This is a genomic window from Anaerocolumna cellulosilytica (assembly GCF_014218335.1).
Lineage (GTDB): Bacteria > Bacillota > Clostridia > Lachnospirales > Lachnospiraceae > Anaerocolumna > Anaerocolumna cellulosilytica.
In genome coordinates this window covers 2,900,273-2,923,163 of record NZ_AP023367.1, presented here as the reverse complement: position 1 = coordinate 2,923,163, position 22,891 = coordinate 2,900,273, and the positions used below count along the sequence as shown (strand labels likewise).

The following is a 22,891-nucleotide window of genomic DNA, read 5'->3' as shown; positions in this document are numbered from 1 at the left end:
AAAGCAGGATGATTCAGCAAAAGAACTACTTCTTTCATCCATAATCGGTAGATTAAAGTATTACAGTCCTGAGTATGCAAACAGTAATAAGCAAGAACTTATTAATTATAAGTATGAATCTTAGAGGGCATAAACCTATCATATTAAACTGCTTTAATTTAGACCTGCTGTAATCCATAAAAATCCATGAAATACAGTAAAAACAGTATACCATTTGTTATCAACCGGTGCAATAAATTTTAATAATTTGTGTAGTTGTATTGACTTGTGATTTCATATCAATTATAATGAATTGAAATGCCTTTGGAAAAATCTCTTAATATGGATTCGGCATTTATGGAAAATTTAAACGAATATGAAAGAACGTGTGAATATGTTAAAAAGCATGACTGGCTTCGGAAGATGTGAAGTTGCAAATGAAGAACGAAAGATAATTGTAGAAATGAAGGCAGTAAACCATAGATATTGTGACATTTCCATTAGAATGCCAAAGAAGTTAAGTTTCTTTGAGTCAGCTATAAGAAATGTTTTAAAGCAATTTATCGGACGTGGAAAAGTGGATGTATTTATCACGTATGAAGATTATACAGAGAATAACATATGTGTAAGATATAATGAGGATATTGCCAGAGAGTATCTAAAATATCTTCAGAAGATGAGTGAAACATTTGAGATTGATAATGATATTAAGGTATCTAATTTGTCACGTTTTCCAGATGTACTCACTTTGGAAGAGCAAACCATAGATGAACAGGAATTGTGGAAGCTGTTAGAAAAGGCCGTGAGAACTGCTTCAGAGCAATTAGTGGAGACTAGAAGAGCAGAAGGAGAAAACCTGAAAAAAGATTTACTTCATAAGCTTGATGGTATGGCAGAATATATTCGTTTTATAGAAGAAAGATCACCTCAGATTGTTACTGATTATCGTAATAAACTTACCTTAAAGGTAAATGAATTACTTGGTGACACAAAGCTTGATGAAGGAGTACTGGCTACGGAAATCACCATCTTTGCAGATAAAATCTGTGTTGATGAAGAAACAGTCCGTCTAAGAAGTCATATAAAAAATATGAGTACTGCTTTGGAAACTGGTGAAGAGATTGGTCGTAAGCTTGACTTTATTGCCCAGGAGATGAACCGGGAAGCAAACACCATACTTTCAAAAGTGAATGATATAGAGATTACTAATATAGCCATTGACTTAAAAACTGATATTGAAAAAATCAGAGAGCAAATACAAAATATAGAATAACAGTATTTTTAGAGAGGTACAAAATTGAGCCGGTTAATTAATGTAGGTTTTGGTAATGTAGTCAACTCGAATAAAATAGTTGGAATAATCAGTCCTGATGCTGCTCCAATTAAGAGATTGGTTCAAAATGCCAAGGATGCCGGTAATGCAATAGATGCTACCTGTGGCAGAAAGACAAAAGCAGTATTGGTTATGGATAGCGGTCATTTAGTTTTGTCGGCGCTTTTGCCTGAAACCATAGCCAACCGTATTAATCTAACAAAAGAAAATGCAGATAGTACTGCATATACTAATTTATAATGGTTAGAATAACCATATCGAAATTTTTATACCAATTTTGTAGGTAAATTATTATTTGAAAATATATGTAAATTGATAAGAAGTTTAAGAAAGGCAGGTAATTTGTATGTTACATCCATCCTATACCGATTTAATGAGAGTAGTAAATAGTGAGGTAGAACCAGGTGAACAACCTGTTGTTAATAGTCGTTATTCCATTGTCTTAGCAACCGCTAAAAGAGCAAGGCAGTTAATTAGTGGTGTGGACCCATTGGTACGTTCAAGCTCCAGTAAACCGCTGTCTGTTGCTGTTGATGAAATGTATCAGGCTAAGGTTAAAATACTTAACGATGATGAAACAAATGAAGCATAATATGATATAATATAGAAATCAGCATAGTTTGCACTTTCGTATTGTGGTATATATCAGTAAGGGCAGTATTAACAATCTGCGCCATAGCTGGTAATTTTAATATTGCGTATACGGGGGTGCTTTATATTATTACTGATTTTGTACATATGCGCAGATTGGAGTTTGCTATGGCAGAAAATAATGATAAAGAGAATGGATATCCCTCTACTCCTGATGTATCTGAAAATTATGATGGATTTAATACAGTTAACAGGGAAGAGAACTTCGACAACTTACACAACATAATTAATCATACTTCTCTAGAAAATGAAAGCACCAGTGTTCCAGGAAAGAAAGAAAAAAAATCTTCTACAGGTAAAGATATCCTGGAAATGCTAATTTATTTTGCAGTAGTAATCGTTTCCGTTTTACTCATACACCAGTTTGTGGGGCAGCAGATTGAAGTAAGCGGCAGTTCCATGGAAAGTACTTTACATAACGAGGACCATTTAATACTTGAAAAAATATCATATGAAATTGGTGCTCCCAAACGTTTTGACATTGTTGTATTCCGTCCTTACAGTTACGAAAAAGAAACGTATTATATTAAGCGAGTTATTGGTATGCCAGGAGAGACGGTGCAAATAATAGGCAGTGACATTTTTATCAATGGGGAGAAAATTGATGAAAATTACGGTAATAATCCAATTGCTGATGGAGGCGCTGCAAAAGAACCAATTACCTTAGGCGGCGACGAATATTTTCTTTTAGGAGATAATCGGAATAACAGTAAGGATAGCAGAGATACGAGTATCGGTGCTGTTAAAAGGGAAGCTATCATTGGCCGTGCCTGGATAAGAATATGGCCATTTAAGGACTTTGGAGTGTTAGAACATCAGTAGTAAATGAAAGGGAGTGATTTAATTGAGTGAAGAGAATAACAAGGATGAATTTGTATCCTCAGAGGAGAAGGAGGATATGGCAATAGATTATGACAAAAACAACATTAATTATACAGCAGAGAGTACGAAAGATAAAAAAGATATAAAAAAGAAAGTACGCACCATTTTAATTGATATATTAATCTACGCTGCAATTATATACTCCTGTCTGTATTTGATACCCACTTATGTTATACAGCGTACAGTCGTTGATGGACCCTCTATGGAAAATACACTTCATAATGAAGAACAGCTTATGGTGGAAAAAGTAAGTTATCATTTTGATGCACTGGGTCGATTTGATATAATAGTTTTTTATCCTTATGGTCGGAAAATGGAAGAATACTATGTAAAACGTATTATCGGACTTCCGGGCGAAACCATACAAATCATTGACAGCGATATATATATTAACGGTGAAGTATTAAATGAAAACTATGGTAAAGATCCGATAACTTATGCAGGTATTGCAGCAGAGCCGCTTACCCTTGGTGAGGATGAATATTTTGTTATGGGTGATAACCGGGAAGTTAGCTTTGATAGTCGGTATGAAGAGGTTGGTGTTGTTAATAAAAGAAACATTGGCGGTAAAGCCCTTTTGCGTATATGGCCTTTTGCCAAGTTTGGACTTATTGATTAGGAAGAGGCAGAATATATATTTTAAGTAGAATCCTATAAAAAATAAATAGTATCTGTTAGAGTTTTAAATAGAAAAGGGCTGTACCTTGTGGTACAGCCTTTTCCAATACCATCAGCCTTTCATTGGTCGTTCGCAGCAACTAGTATAGTCCGTAATGGATTCTTAAACTGACAATCAATAGGATTCCTTTACATAACGGATTATAAAAATATAAGAAGGTTTATACTTTTTTAACTATCCTATGGTAGTAAAGTAATACAAGAAGTAGTATAATGCTAAACAACGGCTTTCAATCATTAGCGTGATGCTTCTGATTCTACAGATACAAGAAAATGAATGGAAAGATAGGAGTAAAAACATGTCATTTGTACAACTTAAGGATGTAAAAAAATATTACAAAATGGGGGAAGTTACCATCCATGCGGTAGATGGAGTTAATTTTGAAATAGAAAAAGGCGAATTTGTTGTTATTGTTGGACCAAGTGGTGCTGGAAAAACTACGGTCTTAAATATATTAGGAGGTATGGACAATTGCAGTGAAGGATGTATTACTGTGGATGGAACGGAAATTAGCAGTTACAATGCAAAGCAGCTTACTTTGTATCGCAGAGAAGATATTGGTTTTGTATTTCAATTTTATAACCTTGTACAGAATTTAACGGCCCAGGAAAACGTTGAACTGGCATTGCAAATCTGTAAAAATCCGTTGGATGCAAAAGAGGTTTTAACGGAAGTTGGTCTGGGAGAACGTCTAAAGAATTTTCCGGCTCAGCTCTCTGGCGGTGAGCAGCAAAGGGTTTCCATAGCCAGGGCTCTTGCCAAAAATCCTAAATTGTTGCTTTGCGATGAGCCAACAGGAGCACTTGACTATAATACAGGTAAGGCAATCTTGAAATTATTGCAGGACACCTGTAAAAAAACAGGAATGACGGTTATTGTAATTACGCATAATTCAGAGATTGCTCCCATGGCCGACCGAGTGATTCAGATTAAAAACGGTAGAGTGAGTAAATTGACTACGAACGAAAATCCTGTTTCTGTTGAAACAATTGAATGGTAAAAATACAATGTCATAGCCGGTTAAAAAAACCGTCAAAAGGTTGGAGGAAAATTTAGAAATATAGAAAGGATGCCACACAGGGATTCTTTCGACCTGTTGTATTTGTGGCAGTATCGACAGGCGAACCTGCGATATGCAATTGGGTATAGATATGAAAAAGAAAGCACTTTGGAAAGACTTTGCTATGGAGGTTAAGAACAGTCTTAACCGTTACTTGTCCATTCTGATTATAGTAGCCTTAGGAGTAGCCTTTTTTTCGGGTATTCGTGCTTCTGAACCGGACATGCAGATATCTGCTGACCGTTATTATGATGACACTGCACTTATGGATATCCGTGTTATAAGTACATTGGGACTGACAGAGGATGATATAAAAGCTGTTATGGCGGTAGAAGGTATCAGTCATGCAGAGGCTGTAAAGACTTTGGATGTATTATGTACTACTAAGGAATCGGAGAATGTCGTAAAGCTTATTTCAAGAACAGATACTTTGAATAAAATAAAGCTGGTTGAAGGCAGGCTTCCGGAAGCATCGGATGAATGTTTATTGGATTCTGTTTTCATGGAATATAGTGGTTATACAATCGGTGACACCGTTACTTTTCGTTCCGGGAATGATAAAGAGCTCAGTGAGAGCCTTAAGGGAAATACCTATACAATTGTTGGTAGTGGTAATTCACCATTATATTTAGCGCACGATCGAGGAAATACTTCCATTGGGAATGGAAATATAGACTTTTTTGCAATAGTATCTCCGGAAGAATTTAGGGCTGAGGAATACACAGAGATTTATGCATCTGTTCAAGGGGCAGCGAGCCTGACAACCTATACAAAAGAATACGAAGACAGCGTTGAGAAAGTTTTAGATCGTATCGAAGACATCGCAGATGCCAGATGCGAAATCCGATATGAAGAGGTATTAAAGGAGCCAAGACAGGAAATTGAAGATGCGAAAGCAGAGTTAGCGGATGCGAAAGTAGAAGCAGACGATAAGCTAAGTGAAGCAGAAGAGAAACTGATTGATGGTGAGGAAAAAATTGCTGAGGGTGAAAAAGAGATTACAGAAGCCTTAAATAAGCTAAAGGACGGTAAGACAGAAATTGAAAACAACCGTATCAAGTTGTTAGAGTCTAAAGCAGAATTAGAAAAAGGTGAAAAAGAATTAGAGAAAGCTAAGACGGATATAAAAGCTGGTGAAGCAACCCTTAAAGTTAAGCGTGCTGAGTATAATACAGGTGCGAAGGCTCTAAAGGATGGTTTAGCAGAATGGAATACCTCAAATCAACAATACAAGAAAGGGTTAAAAGAATTACAGAGCAAAGAAACGGAACTGAACGCTTCTATGAAACAAGTGCAGGAACAAAAAAACGCGTTGGAACCTGTGAAAGATTTATATCCAGATGCGTGGAAAGAATTAGTGGACAATGAAGCAGCGCTTACAGAAGGGCTTAATACAATAACGGAACAAAAGGAAGCATTATCGCCCGTCAAAGAGCAGCTTACTTCTGCTAAGCAGGTTTTAGACCAGCAAAAATTAAAATTAGAGGAAGCGAACAAATTGCTGACGGCTGAGGAACAAAAGCTTGATGCGGCCAAAGATACGATTAAGGAGAAAGAAGGAGAATTAAAGAGCGGCAAAGAGCAGATAGAAAGTGGACAGCAGAAGCTTGATAAGGCTGCGCAAGAAATAAAAGATGGTGAAGCAACCCTAACAGAAAAAAGCAAAGAATTACAGGAAGCTAAGGAAGAACTGGAAAAGGGTCGTAAAGAATATACAGATGCAAAAGAAAAGGCTGAAACAGAAATTGCAGACGCAGAGAAGAAAATAAAAGACGGTGAAGAAGAACTGGATGACGTAGATTTCCCGGAATGGTATGTTCTTGACCGTAACAGTTTGCAAACATATGTGGAATACGGTCAGGATTCGGAACGTATCGGTAATATCGGAAAGGTTTTTCCGGTTATTTTCTTTTTGGTTGCGGCTCTTGTGAGTCTTACCACTATGACCCGTATGGTGGAAGAACAGAGAACGCAGATTGGTACCTTAAAAGCTTTGGGTTATAGCAGGAAATCCATTGCCGGAAAGTATATACTGTATGCGTTAACTGCCAGCTTAATGGGCAGTCTGCTGGGTGTTTTAATTGGACAGCAGATACTTCCCCAGGTTGTTATCAAAGCTTACAAAATTATGTATCAGTCTTTACCGGAAGCAATTACACCTTATAACTTATACTACGGTGTCATGTCTACATTGGTTGCAGTAATGTGTACCACCCTAGCAACATTTTTCTCCTGTTACAAAGAACTGGCAGCAAATCCGGCTAAACTTATGCGACCGGCTGCTCCTAAATTAGGTAAGCGTGTTATTTTAGAAAACCTGCCATTTATATGGGGTAAACTAAACTTTACCAGTAAAGCAGCAGTGCGTAACCTATTGCGTTATAAAAAGAGATTTTTTATGACCGTATTTGGTATCGGAAGCTGTATGGCTTTACTATTAGTAGGCTTTGGTATAAAGGATTCAATTGGAGCAATATCTGACATTCAATATGTTAACATATGGCATCAGGACGCTTTTATGTCAATAGATGAGGATATGACAGTAGGCGAAAAAGACAGTCTTTTAAAAGAACTTGGAACAGACGAGAGAATAGCGGAAACCTTATTAGTAAGGGATACTACTATAGATGCAGGATATGGAAAGAATGTAAAGTCATCCTATTTGTTTGTACCTGAGAATATCAAGATGATTGATGACTATGTTGTATTCCGTAACAGACTTACTCATGAGAGTTATATGCTGAAAGAGAACGGCGTAATTATTACGGAAAAGCTAGCTTCTTTACTTAAAGCAGAAACAGGAGATACCATATATCTGGAGGACAGTAATAAGAAACGGGTAGAAGTCACAATTACAGCCGTAATGGAAAATTATATGTTTCATTACATCTTTATGTCACCGGCTCTTTATGAAAAGCTGTATGGAAGTATACCTGCATATAATAAGGTTTATATAAAGAGTGAAAAAGGTATCACCTTAGATGAAAAGCAGTTTGCGGAAGAGATGCTTGCTAATTCTTCAATCACGAATGTTACCTTTACCTCAGATTTTCAGCAACGGATAACGGACATGTTAAACAGCCTGAACATGGTTATTTACGTTCTGATTATATCAGCAGGACTATTAGCTTTCATTGTGCTTTATAACTTAAATAATATAAATATTAATGAAAGAAAACGTGAACTTGCCACACTCAAGGTATTAGGATTTATGGATGGTGAAGTTGGGGCATATGTATATAGGGAAAATATTATGCTTACAGTAATCGGTGCCATTGCCGGTATTTTTATAGGAATTGTTTTACACCGTTTTGTTATAATTACTGCTGAAATAGATTCTATTATGTTTGGTAGAAATATGAAACTACTTAGTTATATTTTAAGTATAATATTAACCTTTGGTTTCTCTGCATTCGTAAATTTTGTAATGTACTATAAACTTCAAAAAATTAACATGGTTGAATCATTAAAAAGCGTAGAATAAGATAATCGCTAGGTATACACCTGCTTGATCTATAATAGAATGTAAAAATGGAATAGATAAGAGTAGTGTGCTTGATTAAAAAGATTCTTCAGTTATTTAAGTTTAGAGGTTTTGTTTCTATTATATATTATGTAGCATTCCTGGCGTTACTATGGTATCTGATTATACCCCGTACCGGAATATTTTATCGCATAAATCTATATGACCCCTTTGGACACCGCTTAAATACGGAAGATATTACCTTAGTCAGAGGGGAAAGTTTTAAGCTTTACGTTATGAGGCTGAACCAGCGGGTTACCTATACTTCAACAGATATTAAGGTGGCAGATGTTAATATTCTTGGTAAAGTGTTTGCCTTTCGTCCAGGTACGACCATAATTAAAGTAAAATATAAGGATAATGTGTTAAAATGCCGAGTAAGGGTTATTGATATTAGTAAAAAGAAGGTAACCTTAAAGCCAGGACGTTCAACTAGGCTGACGGTGAAGGGAGCGTGGTTAGGAGCACGATGGTCTAGCAGTAACGCCTCTGTTGTATCCGTTAGCCGATTTGGAAAAGTGACTGCAAAACGTAAGGGAAGTGCTAAAATATATGCTAAAATCAGGGGGAAAGTCGTAACCTGCCATGTTAGAGTGGAATAAAAAATGAATTTAGTGAGAAGTAAAGAATAATTTCACGCCCTGATTGTATGGCAGTACCAAATCTGCTTGCAGATTTGGTACTGCATTGAGGGCTAGTGTATCATGAATATAGGGATTATCTGTGATTATATTTTTATAAATATAATCACAGATGGTCTCTTTGTTATTGTTATAGAATATATCAGTAAAATTATTACACTAGACTGGATACTGCAAAGTGTTAGGGTCCGTCAGACGCGACAATTTTCAAATAACTCCGGGAATTATAAATCTATAGATTAAAGATGGTGTAAAAGTTGGTCTAAAATAAGGATTTCCGGCTTACAATAGTACTAATAGAATATGGACGCTAAAAGCAGATTTGACATGCAATGGGAGCATCCTGATTTATTTGTGTGCAAGTGCATACAGCACTAGAGCACACAGAAGGGAGTTATCATGAAAAGATTTGGTACGTTATTGATAAGTCTTTTATTAAGTGCCGTTTTACTAATGAATGCCATGGGAAGCAGCAAAGTATATGCGCAAACCAATGAACCTAAATTAGAGATCACATCATCTTCGGCAGTATTAATTGAAGGTTCTACCGGTTCCATAATTTTTGAGCAGAATAAGGATGAAAAATTAAAGCCGGCCAGTATTACAAAGATTATGACCCTGCTTTTAATTTTTGAAGCCATCGACAGTGGTAAAATCAAACTGACAGATCAGGTAGCCGTTAGCGAGTATGCAGCTTCCATGGGTGGTTCCCAGGTTTATTTAGAACCTTTTGAAACGCAGGACGTAGAGACCATGATAAAGTGCATTAGTATATCCAGTGCTAACGATGCATCGGTAGCTATGGCAGAATTTATAGCAGGATCCGAGGCAGAATTTGTTGTGCAAATGAATGCAAAAGCAAAGGAACTGGGTATGTTAAATACTAATTTTGTAAATTGTTGTGGTTTGGATGTTGATAATCATTACTCAACAGCTTATGATGTAGCGCTTATGTCCAGAGAATTAATCACCAAGCATCCGGAAATTAGTAATTATTCTACTGTGTGGATGGATACGATTGTACATACTACCAGAAAAGGGCAAAGTGAATTTGGCTTAACAAATACAAACAAACTCATTAAAAGTTATAACGGGATAACCGGACTAAAAACAGGATCTACCAGCCTGGCAAAATACTGTTTATCTGCAACAGCAAAAAGAGATAGTATGGACTTAATTGCCGTTATTATGGCAGCGCCTGAAACTAAGGTCAGGTTTCATGAAGCTGCAAGGCTTTTGGACTACGGATTTGCGAATTGCAGTATCTTTCGTGATGATAATAAAGATTTGGCAGCGACGCCCTTAACGGTGAAAAAGGGAGTTGCCAATGAGGTTAGCTATCGGGTAAATGATACCTTCTCATATCTTTGTTTAAAAGGAACCAATCCTTCTGATATTACCAAAAAGGTTACTTTAAATGAAGATGTGACCGCGCCTATTTTAGAAAATGATAAGGTGGGTGAAATTGTATATCAACTTAATGGTAAAACCTTAGGCAGTGTTGATATTGTAGCGTCAGAAAATGTAGAAAAAGCTAAATTTGGTGACTATTTTAAGCGGGCGTGGTTAAAGCTATTGCTTTAGTAACCGGTACATATTGAGGATATCTATAGACCCTGGGAAAAGACTGTGTTATAATTGATAACATACTTTTTTCCGGGGTTTTTCTTTTTTGATAACTTGGGAAAAGTTTAAAATGATTTAACTGGAAAGATTTATAATTATTACAGACAAGCAAAGAAAGGATGTCACAGGACCTTGTAAGGAATTATATGAATACTTAATTCGAAAACAGAGGGATGTGGCAGGTATAACATGTATTATATACTAATATGTATTGTGTTGCTCTTATTATTTGGTTTATATATTATATATGAGAATAAAAATTTAGAGGTCACTGGATATGAAGTAGTATCAGAAAAATTACCGAACGCTTTTCATGGGATGAAAATCGTTATGTTGGCTGATCTTCATAGTAACACCTTTGGTGTAAATAACGAAACTCTAATTAGGAGAATACAAGAAAAATCACCCGATATTATACTGGTAGCAGGAGATTTAATTGTAGGAAGAGAGACTGAAAATATGGATATAGCCTATCAGCTTCTTCATAGACTCTCAAAAAGCTATCCCATATATTATGGAATCGGCAATCATGAACAAAAGTTAATTTTAAACCATTCCAGATCATACGAGGAATATCAAAACAAATTAAAGTCATTAGGCATTAGATTCTTGGAAAATCGTTCCGTTACGCTGAAAAAAGATAATCAAATTCTGTCTATTACCGGAGTAATGATAGGGAAAGAATATTTTAAGAAATTAAAACAACCCATTATGACGAAAGAATATCTTCAAAATTTAGTAGGATTTCCGAACAATCAATGGTATAATATATTGATTGCCCATAATCCGTCCTTCTTTCCTGCGTATGCTTCCTGGGGTGCTGATTTGACGGTATCAGGTCATAATCATGGAGGGATTCTCCGCCTGCCATGGCTTGGAGGAGTGGTATCACCACAGTATAAGCTGTTTCCTATGTATGATGCAGGGAAATTTTATAAAGACAATAAGATAATGCTAGTATCCAGAGGATTGGGACTGCATACCATTAGAATACGGATTTGGAACCGTCCGGAATTAATGGTTATTACTTTAAAGAATAAAGACTAGCCTGAAACCAGCAGGCAGATTGGAGTGAATCTTGTATGAAAATACAATTAATTAGGCTGTTGGCTGCTTTTATAGCTGGTGGAATCGTAATGATATTACATGAATTCCCGAAAGCTCTGCTATATAATAAATTTAATCCGAATCAGGATCCAAAGAAAAAAAGAAATATATATAAATTGCATCATTATATTGACCCGATTGGTATACTGCTTTGTATAACCAATCAAGCCGGTTTTTCAAAGCCCTATATGTATCGCATTAAAGACAGAAAAACAAACTTTTGTTTAGGCATCACCGGAATGGCAAGTTTACTGTTTACTTTCCTTACAAGCCTTTTAGTACTCCGCTTTGTTTTAGGGATTAATTCAGGTCTTAATTATTCCCGTACGTTGGGAAATGCCCAGCTTATACTCCAGTTTGTTCTGGTATATATTGCTTTAATCAGTCTAAGTATGTTTATGGTGAATTTGTTTCCGGTATCAACTTTTGATATGGGACTTTGCATCGCCGGTAAATCGCCGTCAAAATATTTTACTATAATAAAGAATGATTACTTTATTAAAGTTATGCTGATTCTGGTTATTATGTTTCAGTTTATTACAACCTTTAGTACCCTTATACTTACCTCTTTATTGGGGTGATTCGAGAGGGTGCTTGTAATTCATTGTTTTAAAATTACATTGCAAGATTCATAAATTAAGTAACCGTAAAAAGAAAGTAGGATGGTATATATGAGCATACCTGTTAAGCTGGAAGCTTTTGAAGGCCCATTGGACTTACTGCTCCATCTGATTGATAAGAATAAAGTTAACATACATGATATCCCCATAGTTGAAATTACGGAGCAATACATGGAGTATATTCGTGGTATGGAAACGAAAGACTTAGATATTATGAGTGAATTTCTAGTAATGGCAGCTACCTTGATTAAAATCAAGTCCCAGATGTTATTGCCTAAGGATGAAACGAAGGAGGAAGAAGAGGAGGATCCAAGAAAAGAACTGGTTGAAAGATTGCTGGAATATAAAATGTTTAAGTACATATCCCTGGAATTAAAGGACAGGGAACTAGACGCAGGAAAGGTACTATATAAAAAACCTACTATACCTGAGGAAATTTCAGAATATGAAGAAGAGGTTGATACAGCAAGCCTTTTACAAGGGTTAACTTTAGCGAAGCTTCACCGGATATTTGAGTCTGTGATAAAACGTCAAACAGATAAGATTGACCCAATCCGCAGTAAATTCGGAAGAATTGAGAAAGAAGAAGTAACCTTAAGTGACAAGATAGAAGCCATACAACAATTCGGACTTTTACATAAAACTTTTAGTTTTCGGAAGCTGCTTATGGCTCAGTGCGGTAAGATGGAGGTTATTGTTACCTTTTTAGGTGTTCTGGAATTGATGAAAATCGGACAGGTTATTGTGAATCAGGATAGTCTCTTTGATGACATAACCATAACCTTTGTTGGGGATGAGATAAAGGATATGGAAGAAGATTTAATATTGATATAAAACGGAGGAAACTATGGAGTCAAAAAACATTGAGGCTGCAATAGAAGCTATCTTATTTACTATGGGTGAAGCTATCGAATTGGAAAGGATAGCAGCAGCTGTAGGACAAGACATAGAAACCACACGTAAGGTTATTAACAGGATGATGGAACAGTATGATTTGCCATCACGGGGGATAAAAATAATTGAGCTGGAGGGTGCTTATCAATTATGTACAAAGATTGAAATGTATGAAACCCTAATCAGAATTGCCCATATACCTAAAAAACATTTCTTATCCGATGTTCTACTTGAAACGTTATCAATCATTGCTTATAAGCAGCCGATTACCAAGATAGAAATTGAAGCAATACGTGGTGTTAAGTCTGACCATGCTGTGAATAAACTGATAGAATATAATCTTGCCTGTGAAGTAGGACGTATGGATGCTCCGGGACGTCCTATATTATTTGGTACAACAGAAGAATTCCTTCGAAGTTTTGGTATCCAGTCTTTGGAAGATTTGCCGGTGATAAATCCCGAAAAAGTAGAAGATTTTAAACTGGAAGTAGAAGAGGAATTGCAGTTGAAATTAGATATTTAGAGTAAGCGAGAATATAAAAAGATACAAATGGTTTTAGAAAAACCTAAACTACATAGAGAACATGATAAAACTTACCAATCTCTTTACATTTAAAAGAGATATGGGTAAGTTTTTTGTTTTGGAAATTAGAGGTATATTTATATTGATAATATAGTAGCAGAATGCAGGTGATGAAATAAATTTATAGAAAATGGTTATACTATGAAATGAATTCCATCTACGTATGTTTTTAATTAAACCAAAGAAGGAGCAGGTGACCTTTATGAGTCTGTTACATGATGAAGAAAACCGGATAACAGCGGTAATGTATAAAGATTTGCAGGAAAATATAGATACAATTGGTGCACTCTTTAAAGACTGTGCAGATGTGGTGAAGCGTAAGTTTACCCTTGGTACGGATAATAAAGTGGATATCTATGTAGTTTATGTAGATAATATGGTTAATAAAGAATTGTTGGAAATGGCAACTTTACAGCCACTATTTCGTAAATTGGAACAGATGCCTTCAGAAAATCAAATTGAATATATAAAAGAATGTGGGCTTCAAACGGTTGATTTATCTGAACTTATTACCATAAACGAAGTGATTGATAAAGTACTTTCCGGTGACACAGTAATTCTAATAGACGGATATGATAAAGCGTTGGGAGTCTCCATTCGGGGTGCCGCAAACAGGGGGGTTCCTACCAGTGAAAATGAAGTGTCTGTAAGGGGTTCAAAGGAAAGCTTTAGTGAAGCATTTCATATTAACCGGGTATTGTTAAGGCGCAGAATCAAAGACACTAATTTTAAGATAAAGCAATATGTAGTGGGAACCAGAACAAAAACGAATGTTGCCGTTTGCTATCTTGAAGATGTAGCAAAGCCGGCGATAGTTGCAGATATAGAAAGCCGCATACAGAATTTTGTAATTGACGGAATATTTGACAGTGGTATGCTGGAGCAACTGACAGAAAGGAATGTGTATTCTCCCTTTCCTGAATTTCAATCCACAGAACGTCCGGATAAAGCAGCATCAGCTATCTTAGAGGGCAGAGTTGCTGTATTAGTTGATAACTCCCCTTTAGCCTTACTACTTCCTACCACATTAAATTCCTTCTTTCAGGCTTCAGATGATTCCTATAGCCGTTGGGAGGTAGCGACTTTTACAAGGATACTGCGCTATCTAGGAGCCTTATTGTCCATAGCCCTGCCTGGTCTTTATATTGCAGTTATTAATTATAATGCGGAGGTATTATCCTCCTCTATGGCTTTGTCTTTTGCGGCAGCCAGAAGCGGGGTACCTTTTTCCGTTATGTTTGAGGTAATAATGATGGAGGTTGCTTTTCAAATGCTGTTAGAAGCAGGCATAAGGTTGCCGGGACCAATGGGAAGTACGCTTGGTATTGTAGGAGGTCTGATAATAGGCGATGCGGCTGTCAATGCCAATCTGGTAAGCCCTATTGTTGTGATTGTCATAGCTCTGACGGCTATATCTGCTTTCACAGTACCCAATGAACCGTTCTCATCTGCTTTTCGGGTGGTTCGCTATTTAATTATTATATTGTCTGCGTTTTTAGGCCTTTATGGTTTTGTACTTGGAATCATGATTTTATTAATTCATTTAGGAGGCTTAAAAAGTTTTGGTATGCCATATATGGTACCTTTTGCAGCTTCCGGGATCAATGAAGGAACGGATACTAAGGATGCCATTGTCCGATTTCCGTTACGAACATTAAAACGACGTCCGATTTTTGCACAGAAAAGTGAAAGAACCCGTTTTGTTTCAGCTGAAACGGAGGATAAGCAAAAGAATCCTTAGAAAGGTGTCTACTTATGTTTTCAGATAATGATAAGATATCCCTTAGACAGTTAAAACGTTTACTTATATTTGATTTGTTTAGTATTTCAGGTATTATTATACCAAGTGTAGCATCTGCAAAAGCAGGTAAAGACGGCATTCTGTCCATTATTTTAGCCACATTATTTGCCTTTGTTTATGCATGGATAATACTGTCATTTGCCAAGCGTACGGGGGGAAAATTTCTTGATTACAGCGATAGTAATGGAGGAAAAGTCTTAACCTTCGTAATTGGTTTATTCTATGTCATGAAGCTATTTGCCTGCTGTGTATTTGCCGTTCGACTCTTTGGAGAGGTAATTGGGGAGACGCTGTTAAAGGAAACCGACCCCCGGATTATACTGCTCTTACTTTTAATTGTGTCTGCCTATGCTGCCTCTAAGGGCTTTGAGGTAAGAGCAAGAATTACTGAAGTTTTATTTTTTATCGTTATCGTACCAATTTTTATTTTTCTTTTAGTTGGCTTAAATAAGGTCGAGCTTTCTAATCTAATGCCTCTGTTAACACAGTCCGCCGGAACAATTGCTTTAGGCGGGTATGAAGTGTTTTTAACTTTTAGTGTATTGGAGTTCCTCCTTTTTACAGCTCCTCTAATTCAGTTTAAAAAAGCAGATATCAGCCAGGGAAAGCGGCTCTATCGTTATGTTGCCCAGGCTTTAATAGTTACCGGAATTATGAATCTATTACTGTTTATACTAACAACAGGAATACTCGGACAAAGTGAAACCAGACAGAAATTGTGGTCTATGGTAACAGTTATACAGGTAATCAATTTGCCCGGAGGATTTATCAGGCGTCAGGATGCTCTTGTTCTTGGCTTTTGGATGTTAAGCATCTTTACTATTATCAGTGCATTCTTTTATTATATGAGTTATATCAGTAAACACATATTTCGTATATCTGGGCAAAATTATCTATTGGTACCATATATATTGCTTATATTTGGAGCTTCAGTTATTCCGATGGATACGGAACAGTTTTACTTTTATTTTGAAAATTATATGAAATACATTGGAATGCCCCAATCTATACTTTTACCTCTCATCATTCTTATTATAGGAGGGTTACGAAAAGTGAAGGTAAAAACAGCCGTAAAATCCCTGCTATTACTATTTTCCTTTACGACAGCCTTAACGTTAACCGGATGCGGAGATATGGCTGAGATTGAAGACAGAAATTTTATTCAGGCATTAGGTATTGATATAACCGCTGATGATAAGATATCGGCATATTATGTGCTACCGGATTTAAAGGCTTTAACGGAGCAGGGAGCAGATGATCCTAAAAAACTTTTGCTGCATCTGGAAGGATTGGATTACTGGGAGATAGAAGAACAGTACAGTCTGGAGAATAATAAACGGCTAGATTTCAGCCATTTAAAAATGATTGTTCTTGGCAGGAGTATTGCAGAAGATAAAGAACTACTGGCAGAATTTTTGTCTTATGCAGAAAATAAATATGAATTGGGTAGAAATACACTTGTTTTTTTGTCTGATTCCAGTGCAAAGGATATTATAACTATCAGTGGTGACTTAGAGGGTGGTGTTGGTGATTATTTAGAAAAACTTTATAAGATTAATTTAATAAATACAGGGATTGCGGAAGTTACCATTGGGAATCTGGTGTTAGCTAAGAATGAAGGAGATTTAACTGTAAATGTACCTCTTATAAAGGCCATAGATAAAAAAGTAGAGCTTGCCGGTATCGGAATTTTTGAAGATAATATATTAACTCATGTTTCAAATCAAAAGGATAGTGATTATATTGACATTGCCAATGGTTATGGTAAAAATAAAGTTATATTTTTAACAAAAGAAGGCAACGAAAATGTTACAGAGCATGTAGTCAAATTAAATAATATTACACGAAGTATGGACTTTTACTCAAAAGACGGGAAACCTTACCTGGTGATAGGCATTGAAGGAATTGGATTTGTTGAAAAAGGTATCAAGGATTTTGCTACTATATCTGATAGGGCAAATGTTCAAAAGATGGAAGAAATACAGAACCGTCTCAATGCTTTGATTGCGGAACGGACAGAAAAAACCATAGAGGTATTAATGAGAGAGAAACAGATTGATTTTATGAATTTATACCGTATGACCAGCTATAAGGATAAAAAAATATGGTTGAAGTACCGGGAGAATCCCAAAGCATTCATTGAGAATTTGCAGTACTCCGTCGAGGTCTCGATTAAGTTGGAATAAAAAGTATAGACTCTTTTTCATATAATGATACCGTCAAAACCTGCTTTACTGGTAAATACAGAGGTGGGAAGGTATCTATATTTAACATAACCTTCTCTTTCCCCCGACCCTTTACCCCTGACTTCTTCTGATACTGCAATGGGATGAATTCTGGGCTGACGGGCATGTGCCTTCGAATGTACAAATAAATCCTCTCCAATATTTTTAAGATACCGGTACAGACCTCCAAAGAATCCAAAGGTATCAGTAAAGGCAGATAAATTCAAATCTAAAAAGCTTGAGAAGAAACTTTTTAGTAAATCCATGAATAAACCGTCAAGGATTGAAGTTTTGCCTTGATGGGAATTCATGGATTTTGTACTTGCTGTTAAACCACGTATGCCGTATTATGCAACATCTGTCTGTACCGGTTGAATAGTCCCTAATTAAATCTGGACGATACGCCCCCTTCAGATTATTTGATTTTAAATTATATTTTGATGCTTGTATAATATGAAAATATATGTAAGAAAATATACAATATATTTACAAGGAAGTTACATCGGGGAAGAGTTATAAAAAATTATATATTTAAGTAACTAACGATAAAGTACTCTTTGACTTTATTAAATATTCTAGTTAAAATATGATTGATAAATGAATATTGATTTTATCCATACATACGAAGGAGAAGGTTTATGAAGAGGAAAGCTGGAATAACCATTGTAGTTTTAAGTGTATTGTTTATGGTGTTTTTAACACAAGGTACGGCGAATACGGTTTATGCAGGTACTACCCGTGAAAAAGAGGTTACGGTTACAGAGATTTATTTGGAGTATAATTATGAGTATGCTATTTTAGAGGAACTAGAATCGAAGAATTATGAAGCTGAGGATATTACAATAATAAGTCATCAATTTAAGGAGATAACTCTTAATATATTGTATCGGGGAGAATTTAAGGATTCCAGTGCAGTAGGCGGCAGTGTTGAAAAGGAAGAGTACATAGACATATCACTAAAGGGAAATTATGATTCCATAGAAAGTGTTATAAAGGCTATAGAAGCGGATATATTTAAGCAAAGGGAAAACCTTATAAGCATAGTAGCGTTCGGGGATGATTTTGTCGCATCAAAGGCAGTGATTTTAGTAAAGTATAAATATCCAGAGGATTTTGTTATAGGCGAGGAACTGGGTCTGCCATATACGAAAGCTGACGGAAGTTATGAGTTGTCACCGATGACACTCTATATTTCAAGGAGCAGAGTTTCTTATGCCATAGAGGACGGCGGAGAATTCTTTATTCCAGAGGATGACTACGAGTTTTTAATTTTTAATAATGGTATGTATCCATTAGGTGAAAATAGAATTATAGATCTTAATCAAAGAGCATATTTTAATGTAGAATGGAAAAGTTTTAAAAAGGCAGGTACCATCGTTGGAAAAATTGACAAGGTTGAAAAAAATTATTATATCGCAGACGTGATTAGAAGGAACAGATATACGATTGGTCATCAATATTACTATAAGCTTTCTGATATCATAGAAGATTGGAATGGTGATAATAGAGAGTTATTTGAATATGACAGTAAGACAAAAACCTTATATTTTCGTAAGAAGCCTTTAGCAAAGGATAAATTACAAAAGGATGAAATCTATGAATTTGTAAAAAAAGCAATCAAAGGCTGCAATACAGATAAAGAAAAATTAAAAGCCATTCATGATGCAATTGTGACAAAGTATAATGTGTATGAGGATATCTGGTATATGGATGCCTTTCCTAAGTACGTTATGCGAGATAACTTATATGATGCAAAGCATTTAATGGTGGATAAGGAGTATAAGAGAAATGCCTTTGCTGATTTATTTAAGGAGTGCTGTAATCGTCTGTTAATTCCTAACAATATCATAGGTGACGGTGAAGGACTTGACTGGAATAGAGTATACTTAGGCGGAAAAGTCTATCATGTAGATACAGCAACAGATGCTGTCATTACACACAGTACAAAGGATTTAAAACCTTACAGAAGATTTTTCTTAAAGTCTGCCTATGAGTTTATGGGGACACATTATTGGGAAGAAGAGGATTATACTCCTGAGAAGTTTAGTAAGAACTGGAAGTTAATTGACAGAAATAATATAAAAACGACTGATGATTTAAGGAGAGCCGCTACTTATGCTGCTTACTTAAGCAAAGATGGTAAGAAACGTACATATACTTTTAAAATAAAAGGAAGTAATGTGAATACGTATTGTGAAACATATATATATAATTATAATTTTGTATCAAATATTAATGCCAGTTATAAGAAGAATGTACTTACTATAACGTTTAATTAAATAGAATAAATAACTAAAAAATGGTAAATGTTCAGTAAAAGAGAGAACATTTATCATTTTTTAATTTGGATAAAATAAATTTAATGTAGTTTATAAATTTTATGTTAAAAGCACTTGAAAATGTAAAAAAATAGAATTATAATACAGAATATACCATATTGAGACGAGGGAAGATATGTACACCATATATTTAACAACAAAATGTAATTTTATATGTTCTTATTGCTATGAAAATTATAACCATCATATTGAACTAAATGAAAATAGGTTAATTGATATTATAAGATTTATTTTTAAATATGATAAATCCCAAAAAATATTAATTGATTTTATGGGTGGTGAACCATTATTGAAAAAAGAACTTATTTTTATGGCTTTGGACTACATTGCTAAAAATTATCCAGAAAGAGAAGTTAAGTATTATATGACCACCAATTGCTCTTTATTGGATTCTTCACTGATTGAATTAACAAAAAATAATAATTTTACCCTTAGACTTAGCTTTGATGGATGCAAAGAAGCACATGAATTAAATCGTGTAACGGCTAATGGAGAATGCAGTTATGACAAAATATTTGAAAATATTATTAAAGTACGGGATAGTGGGACACCGTATTCTGTCCGAATGACAATAGCGGAGAATACTATACCATTTTTATATGAAAATGTAGTTTTTTTACATGAAAATGGGCTGGATTATATATGTATGATACCGGATGTCTATATGGAGTTTTCGAAGAAATCATTAGAAGTATTTAAATCCCAGGTAGAGTCAGTCGCTCATTATTATATTCATGAATATAATAATGGAAGGAAATTTTCAATCGATCAATTTGATGGTAAATTCTTTAGTTTGTTATGTGATTATGGTAACTGTTTCTCTATGTGTGATGCAGGAATAGGGTCTATTAAGATTATGCCGGATGGTTCTATATATCCTTGTGGATTTTTAACTGATAATACACAGTATATAATTGGAACGATTGACGAAGCGGTGGATGTGAATCGTGCGAAAAAAATTGCTGTTTCACTATACAATAAGCAAGACAATAAATGTGCGGAATGCAAAATTAAAGATTTTTGTCATGGAATGAAATGTGGCTATATGAATTATATTAGAACGGGAAGTATTAATATTCCTGCTGATTCAACCTGTGAATATGAACATGTATTTTATCCTGTAGTTAAAAAAATATTAAACCATTTTAGTTCACAGAACGGTGAAAAACTATATCAAGCACTTGGTAAGCACTACGAATACATAAATATTTCTCATCTTAAATTGAGTAGTCTGGGTAGTGAGATTAAAACAGCGATTAATAGACAAGGAGCTTAGACGTATTGGACAAGAATTTTATCCTATTTATAAAACAATATGCGATGAAAAAGACCCTGATACCATTGTATTTTATTATAACGTTATTCATTATTTTTGATGCGGGTATTTCATTGATAAGGCCAAAACTGCAGGGGCAGATTGTGGATGAATTAAGTGTACCGGACAAATCAACATTTACATATTTTTTAATTAGATTGGTGCTTTTTCTGATTATGCTTTTGGCCAATTATATTATTACATATTTACAAAGATATATGGCTTCTTTAGCCTCAGAAGAAGTAGCTGCTGATGTTCGGCAAAGTATACATGATAAATTAGGTATAGTATCTCCATCATTCTTTAAGAAGATGAAAATAAGTGATATTTTGTTAAAAACGGATAAAGATATTTCAATAATTAAGCAGTGTGGAATTACTAGTATAATTACTCTGGTGTCAAATGTCGTAACTTTAATTATTATAATACCATATATGTTTTTAATACATATGAAAATTGCTTTAGCTGTTGTATTGCTGACGAGTAGTATACCCTTTATAAGCAGAATAGTAGGAAAAAAAATTAAAAAAACTAGTGAAAAAGTTCTTCAGGGATATAATGATATGACAAATGTATTAAATAACAGCTATAATAACTGGTTTATGGTTCGATTATTTCAATGTTATGAGTATGTACATTTAAGATACTATGATGAAAATCAAAAATATAAAAAATGCACTAATCATCAAAATTTTATATATTTTTTGAATACAATTATAACACTGGTTGTACAATTTATAGGGACGGTGATTATATGGCTTGTTGGAGCAAAAGAAGTATTCGAGAATAGAATGACGATTGGTACAATTATGATACTAATGAACTACCAAGCAATTATTATGAATCCTATAATTAATATTGCATCTTTTTCTAACGAGTACCACACTTCTATAGTTGCTCTGAATGATGTATTTACAGTCTTAAGCTATCCGAATCTCTCGAATCATAAATTATTATTACAAGGAGAAGTCAGTACCATTGAGTTAAAAAATGTTAATTTTGGATTTGATAATGTAGAGCACAATATTTTAAATAATATTAACGGGTATTTCGAGACAGGTAAAATTTATGGTATATCAGGAAAAAGTGGACAAGGTAAAAGTACTCTGTTTAAGCTGTTAGCTGGAATTCTGGAGCCTAAAGATGGTAGTATATTAATTAATGGGATTAGTTTATGTGAATATAATTTAGAAAGTTATTGGAATAGACTGGGATATGTAATGCAAAAATCTATGTTTTTTGAGGACACCATTATACAGAATATGAACTTAACCAATAAGGCAACCTTTGAGCAAATACAGGCCATATGTGAAGACTTAGATATTTATGATGATGTGAACTCTTTAGAAGATAGGTGGAATACAATATTAAAAGTTGAACCACCTAATTTTTCAGAAGGACAGATGCGTAGAATAGATATTGCCAGAAACATACTAAAGTTTCCTCAGATATTAGTGTTCGATGAGGCAGTTTCAAATATTGATGGGATAAGAAGAGAAAAATTTTATAAGTTACTGAAAAAAATTTCAAAAGATAGGATTATTATTATGTCAACACATAATCAGAGTGAATTAGAGCAAGCCAATGTTATTTATGAATTAACTGATAAAGAAATGGTGTTGGTAAAATAATA

General features: G+C 34.9%; 19 protein-coding genes. 18 read left to right on the top strand and 1 reads right to left on the bottom strand.

The features are described from left to right. The first annotated feature begins 373 nt into the window (after positions 1–373). From acsn021_RS11975 to acsn021_RS11905, 15 genes are all read left to right on the top strand, one after another. Positions 374–1,252, top strand: a complete 879-nt coding sequence (locus tag acsn021_RS11975) for a YicC/YloC family endoribonuclease (protein ID WP_184090036.1) — start codon at positions 374–376, stop codon at positions 1,250–1,252. A gap of 24 nt (positions 1,253–1,276) precedes the next feature. Then, positions 1,277–1,552 carry a DUF370 domain-containing protein gene (locus tag acsn021_RS11970; RefSeq protein ID WP_184089055.1) on the top strand — a complete coding sequence of 92 codons (276 nt, stop codon included), beginning with the start codon at positions 1,277–1,279 and terminating at the stop codon, positions 1,550–1,552. A gap of 106 nt (positions 1,553–1,658) precedes the next feature. Continuing rightward, positions 1,659–1,904 carry a DNA-directed RNA polymerase subunit omega gene (gene rpoZ / locus acsn021_RS11965; protein ID WP_184089058.1) on the top strand — a complete coding sequence of 82 codons (246 nt, stop codon included), beginning with the start codon at positions 1,659–1,661 and terminating at the stop codon, positions 1,902–1,904. Between the two features lie 167 nt (positions 1,905–2,071). Beyond that, the gene (gene lepB, locus acsn021_RS11960) at positions 2,072–2,785 is read left to right on the top strand and encodes a signal peptidase I (protein WP_330601688.1); all 714 of its coding nucleotides are present in this window, start codon (positions 2,072–2,074) and stop codon (positions 2,783–2,785) included. 22 nt (positions 2,786–2,807) lie between these two features. Then, the gene (gene lepB, locus acsn021_RS11955; RefSeq protein ID WP_243167743.1) at positions 2,808–3,464 is read left to right on the top strand and encodes a signal peptidase I; all 657 of its coding nucleotides are present in this window, start codon (positions 2,808–2,810) and stop codon (positions 3,462–3,464) included. A 358-nt stretch (positions 3,465–3,822) separates the two neighbouring features. Continuing rightward, the gene (locus acsn021_RS11950; protein ID WP_184089062.1) at positions 3,823–4,524 is read left to right on the top strand and encodes an ABC transporter ATP-binding protein; all 702 of its coding nucleotides are present in this window, start codon (positions 3,823–3,825) and stop codon (positions 4,522–4,524) included. Between the two features lie 151 nt (positions 4,525–4,675). Further along, a complete protein-coding gene (locus acsn021_RS11945; RefSeq protein WP_184089065.1) occupies positions 4,676–8,068 on the top strand; it encodes an FtsX-like permease family protein in 3,393 nt (1,130 codons plus the stop codon). A 71-nt stretch (positions 8,069–8,139) separates the two neighbouring features. Further along, on the top strand, positions 8,140–8,709 hold the full coding sequence (locus tag acsn021_RS11940; RefSeq protein ID WP_184089068.1) for an Ig-like domain-containing protein: 570 nt from the start codon (positions 8,140–8,142) through the stop codon (positions 8,707–8,709). A gap of 438 nt (positions 8,710–9,147) precedes the next feature. Next, the gene (locus tag acsn021_RS11935) at positions 9,148–10,332 is read left to right on the top strand and encodes a D-alanyl-D-alanine carboxypeptidase family protein (RefSeq protein WP_184089071.1); all 1,185 of its coding nucleotides are present in this window, start codon (positions 9,148–9,150) and stop codon (positions 10,330–10,332) included. Positions 10,333–10,563: 231 nt separating this feature from the next. Next, positions 10,564–11,421, top strand: coding sequence for a metallophosphoesterase (locus acsn021_RS11930; RefSeq protein ID WP_184089074.1), 858 nt, complete (start codon positions 10,564–10,566; stop codon positions 11,419–11,421). Positions 11,422–11,456: 35 nt separating this feature from the next. Next, a complete protein-coding gene (locus tag acsn021_RS11925; protein ID WP_184089077.1) occupies positions 11,457–12,062 on the top strand; it encodes a hypothetical protein in 606 nt (201 codons plus the stop codon). A gap of 90 nt (positions 12,063–12,152) precedes the next feature. Further along, a complete protein-coding gene (locus tag acsn021_RS11920; RefSeq protein WP_184089080.1) occupies positions 12,153–12,935 on the top strand; it encodes a segregation and condensation protein A in 783 nt (260 codons plus the stop codon). A gap of 13 nt (positions 12,936–12,948) precedes the next feature. Beyond that, positions 12,949–13,518, top strand: coding sequence for an SMC-Scp complex subunit ScpB (gene scpB, locus acsn021_RS11915; protein WP_184089083.1), 570 nt, complete (start codon positions 12,949–12,951; stop codon positions 13,516–13,518). Positions 13,519–13,780: 262 nt separating this feature from the next. Then, positions 13,781–15,319: a spore germination protein gene (locus acsn021_RS11910; protein WP_243167744.1), complete on the top strand. Its 1,539-nt coding sequence runs from the start codon at positions 13,781–13,783 to the stop codon at positions 15,317–15,319. A 14-nt stretch (positions 15,320–15,333) separates the two neighbouring features. After that, a complete protein-coding gene (locus acsn021_RS11905; protein WP_184089086.1) occupies positions 15,334–17,565 on the top strand; it encodes an endospore germination permease in 2,232 nt (743 codons plus the stop codon). 17 nt (positions 17,566–17,582) lie between these two features. Here acsn021_RS11905 and acsn021_RS11900 read toward each other — a convergent pair whose 3' ends face one another. Continuing rightward, entirely contained in the window at positions 17,583–17,915 is a 333-nt protein-coding gene (locus acsn021_RS11900) for a hypothetical protein (protein ID WP_184089089.1), read from the bottom strand. A gap of 327 nt (positions 17,916–18,242) precedes the next feature. On the opposite strand from acsn021_RS11900, the gene acsn021_RS11895 reads away from it, so the two are divergent. The 3 genes from acsn021_RS11895 to acsn021_RS11885 all read left to right on the top strand — a co-directional run bounded on the left by acsn021_RS11895 (position 18,243) and on the right by acsn021_RS11885 (position 22,889). Further along, complete coding sequence (locus acsn021_RS11895; RefSeq protein WP_184089092.1) at positions 18,243–19,883, top strand: hypothetical protein; 1,641 nt, start codon at positions 18,243–18,245, stop codon at positions 19,881–19,883. A 175-nt stretch (positions 19,884–20,058) separates the two neighbouring features. Continuing rightward, positions 20,059–21,219, top strand: a complete 1,161-nt coding sequence (locus tag acsn021_RS11890; RefSeq protein WP_184089095.1) for a radical SAM/SPASM domain-containing protein — start codon at positions 20,059–20,061, stop codon at positions 21,217–21,219. Positions 21,220–21,224: 5 nt separating this feature from the next. Next, complete coding sequence (locus acsn021_RS11885; RefSeq protein ID WP_243167745.1) at positions 21,225–22,889, top strand: ABC transporter ATP-binding protein; 1,665 nt, start codon at positions 21,225–21,227, stop codon at positions 22,887–22,889. The last annotated feature ends 2 nt before the right edge of the window (positions 22,890–22,891 follow it).

Coding starts and splice junctions, on each gene's coding strand:
- acsn021_RS11975 (WP_184090036.1), top strand. CDS start 374: ATGTTAAAAAGCATGACTGGCTTCGGAAGATGTGAAGTTGCAAATGAA.
- rpoZ (WP_184089058.1), top strand. CDS start 1,659: ATGTTACATCCATCCTATACCGATTTAATGAGAGTAGTAAATAGTGAG.
- lepB (WP_330601688.1), top strand. CDS start 2,072: ATGGCAGAAAATAATGATAAAGAGAATGGATATCCCTCTACTCCTGAT.
- acsn021_RS11950 (WP_184089062.1), top strand. CDS start 3,823: ATGTCATTTGTACAACTTAAGGATGTAAAAAAATATTACAAAATGGGG.
- acsn021_RS11945 (WP_184089065.1), top strand. CDS start 4,676: ATGAAAAAGAAAGCACTTTGGAAAGACTTTGCTATGGAGGTTAAGAAC.
- acsn021_RS11935 (WP_184089071.1), top strand. CDS start 9,148: ATGAAAAGATTTGGTACGTTATTGATAAGTCTTTTATTAAGTGCCGTT.
- acsn021_RS11930 (WP_184089074.1), top strand. CDS start 10,564: ATGTATTATATACTAATATGTATTGTGTTGCTCTTATTATTTGGTTTA.
- acsn021_RS11925 (WP_184089077.1), top strand. CDS start 11,457: ATGAAAATACAATTAATTAGGCTGTTGGCTGCTTTTATAGCTGGTGGA.
- acsn021_RS11920 (WP_184089080.1), top strand. CDS start 12,153: ATGAGCATACCTGTTAAGCTGGAAGCTTTTGAAGGCCCATTGGACTTA.
- scpB (WP_184089083.1), top strand. CDS start 12,949: ATGGAGTCAAAAAACATTGAGGCTGCAATAGAAGCTATCTTATTTACT.
- acsn021_RS11910 (WP_243167744.1), top strand. CDS start 13,781: ATGAGTCTGTTACATGATGAAGAAAACCGGATAACAGCGGTAATGTAT.
- acsn021_RS11905 (WP_184089086.1), top strand. CDS start 15,334: ATGTTTTCAGATAATGATAAGATATCCCTTAGACAGTTAAAACGTTTA.
- acsn021_RS11900 (WP_184089089.1), bottom strand. CDS start 17,915: ATGAATTCCCATCAAGGCAAAACTTCAATCCTTGACGGTTTATTCATG.
- acsn021_RS11895 (WP_184089092.1), top strand. CDS start 18,243: ATGAAGAGGAAAGCTGGAATAACCATTGTAGTTTTAAGTGTATTGTTT.
- acsn021_RS11890 (WP_184089095.1), top strand. CDS start 20,059: ATGTACACCATATATTTAACAACAAAATGTAATTTTATATGTTCTTAT.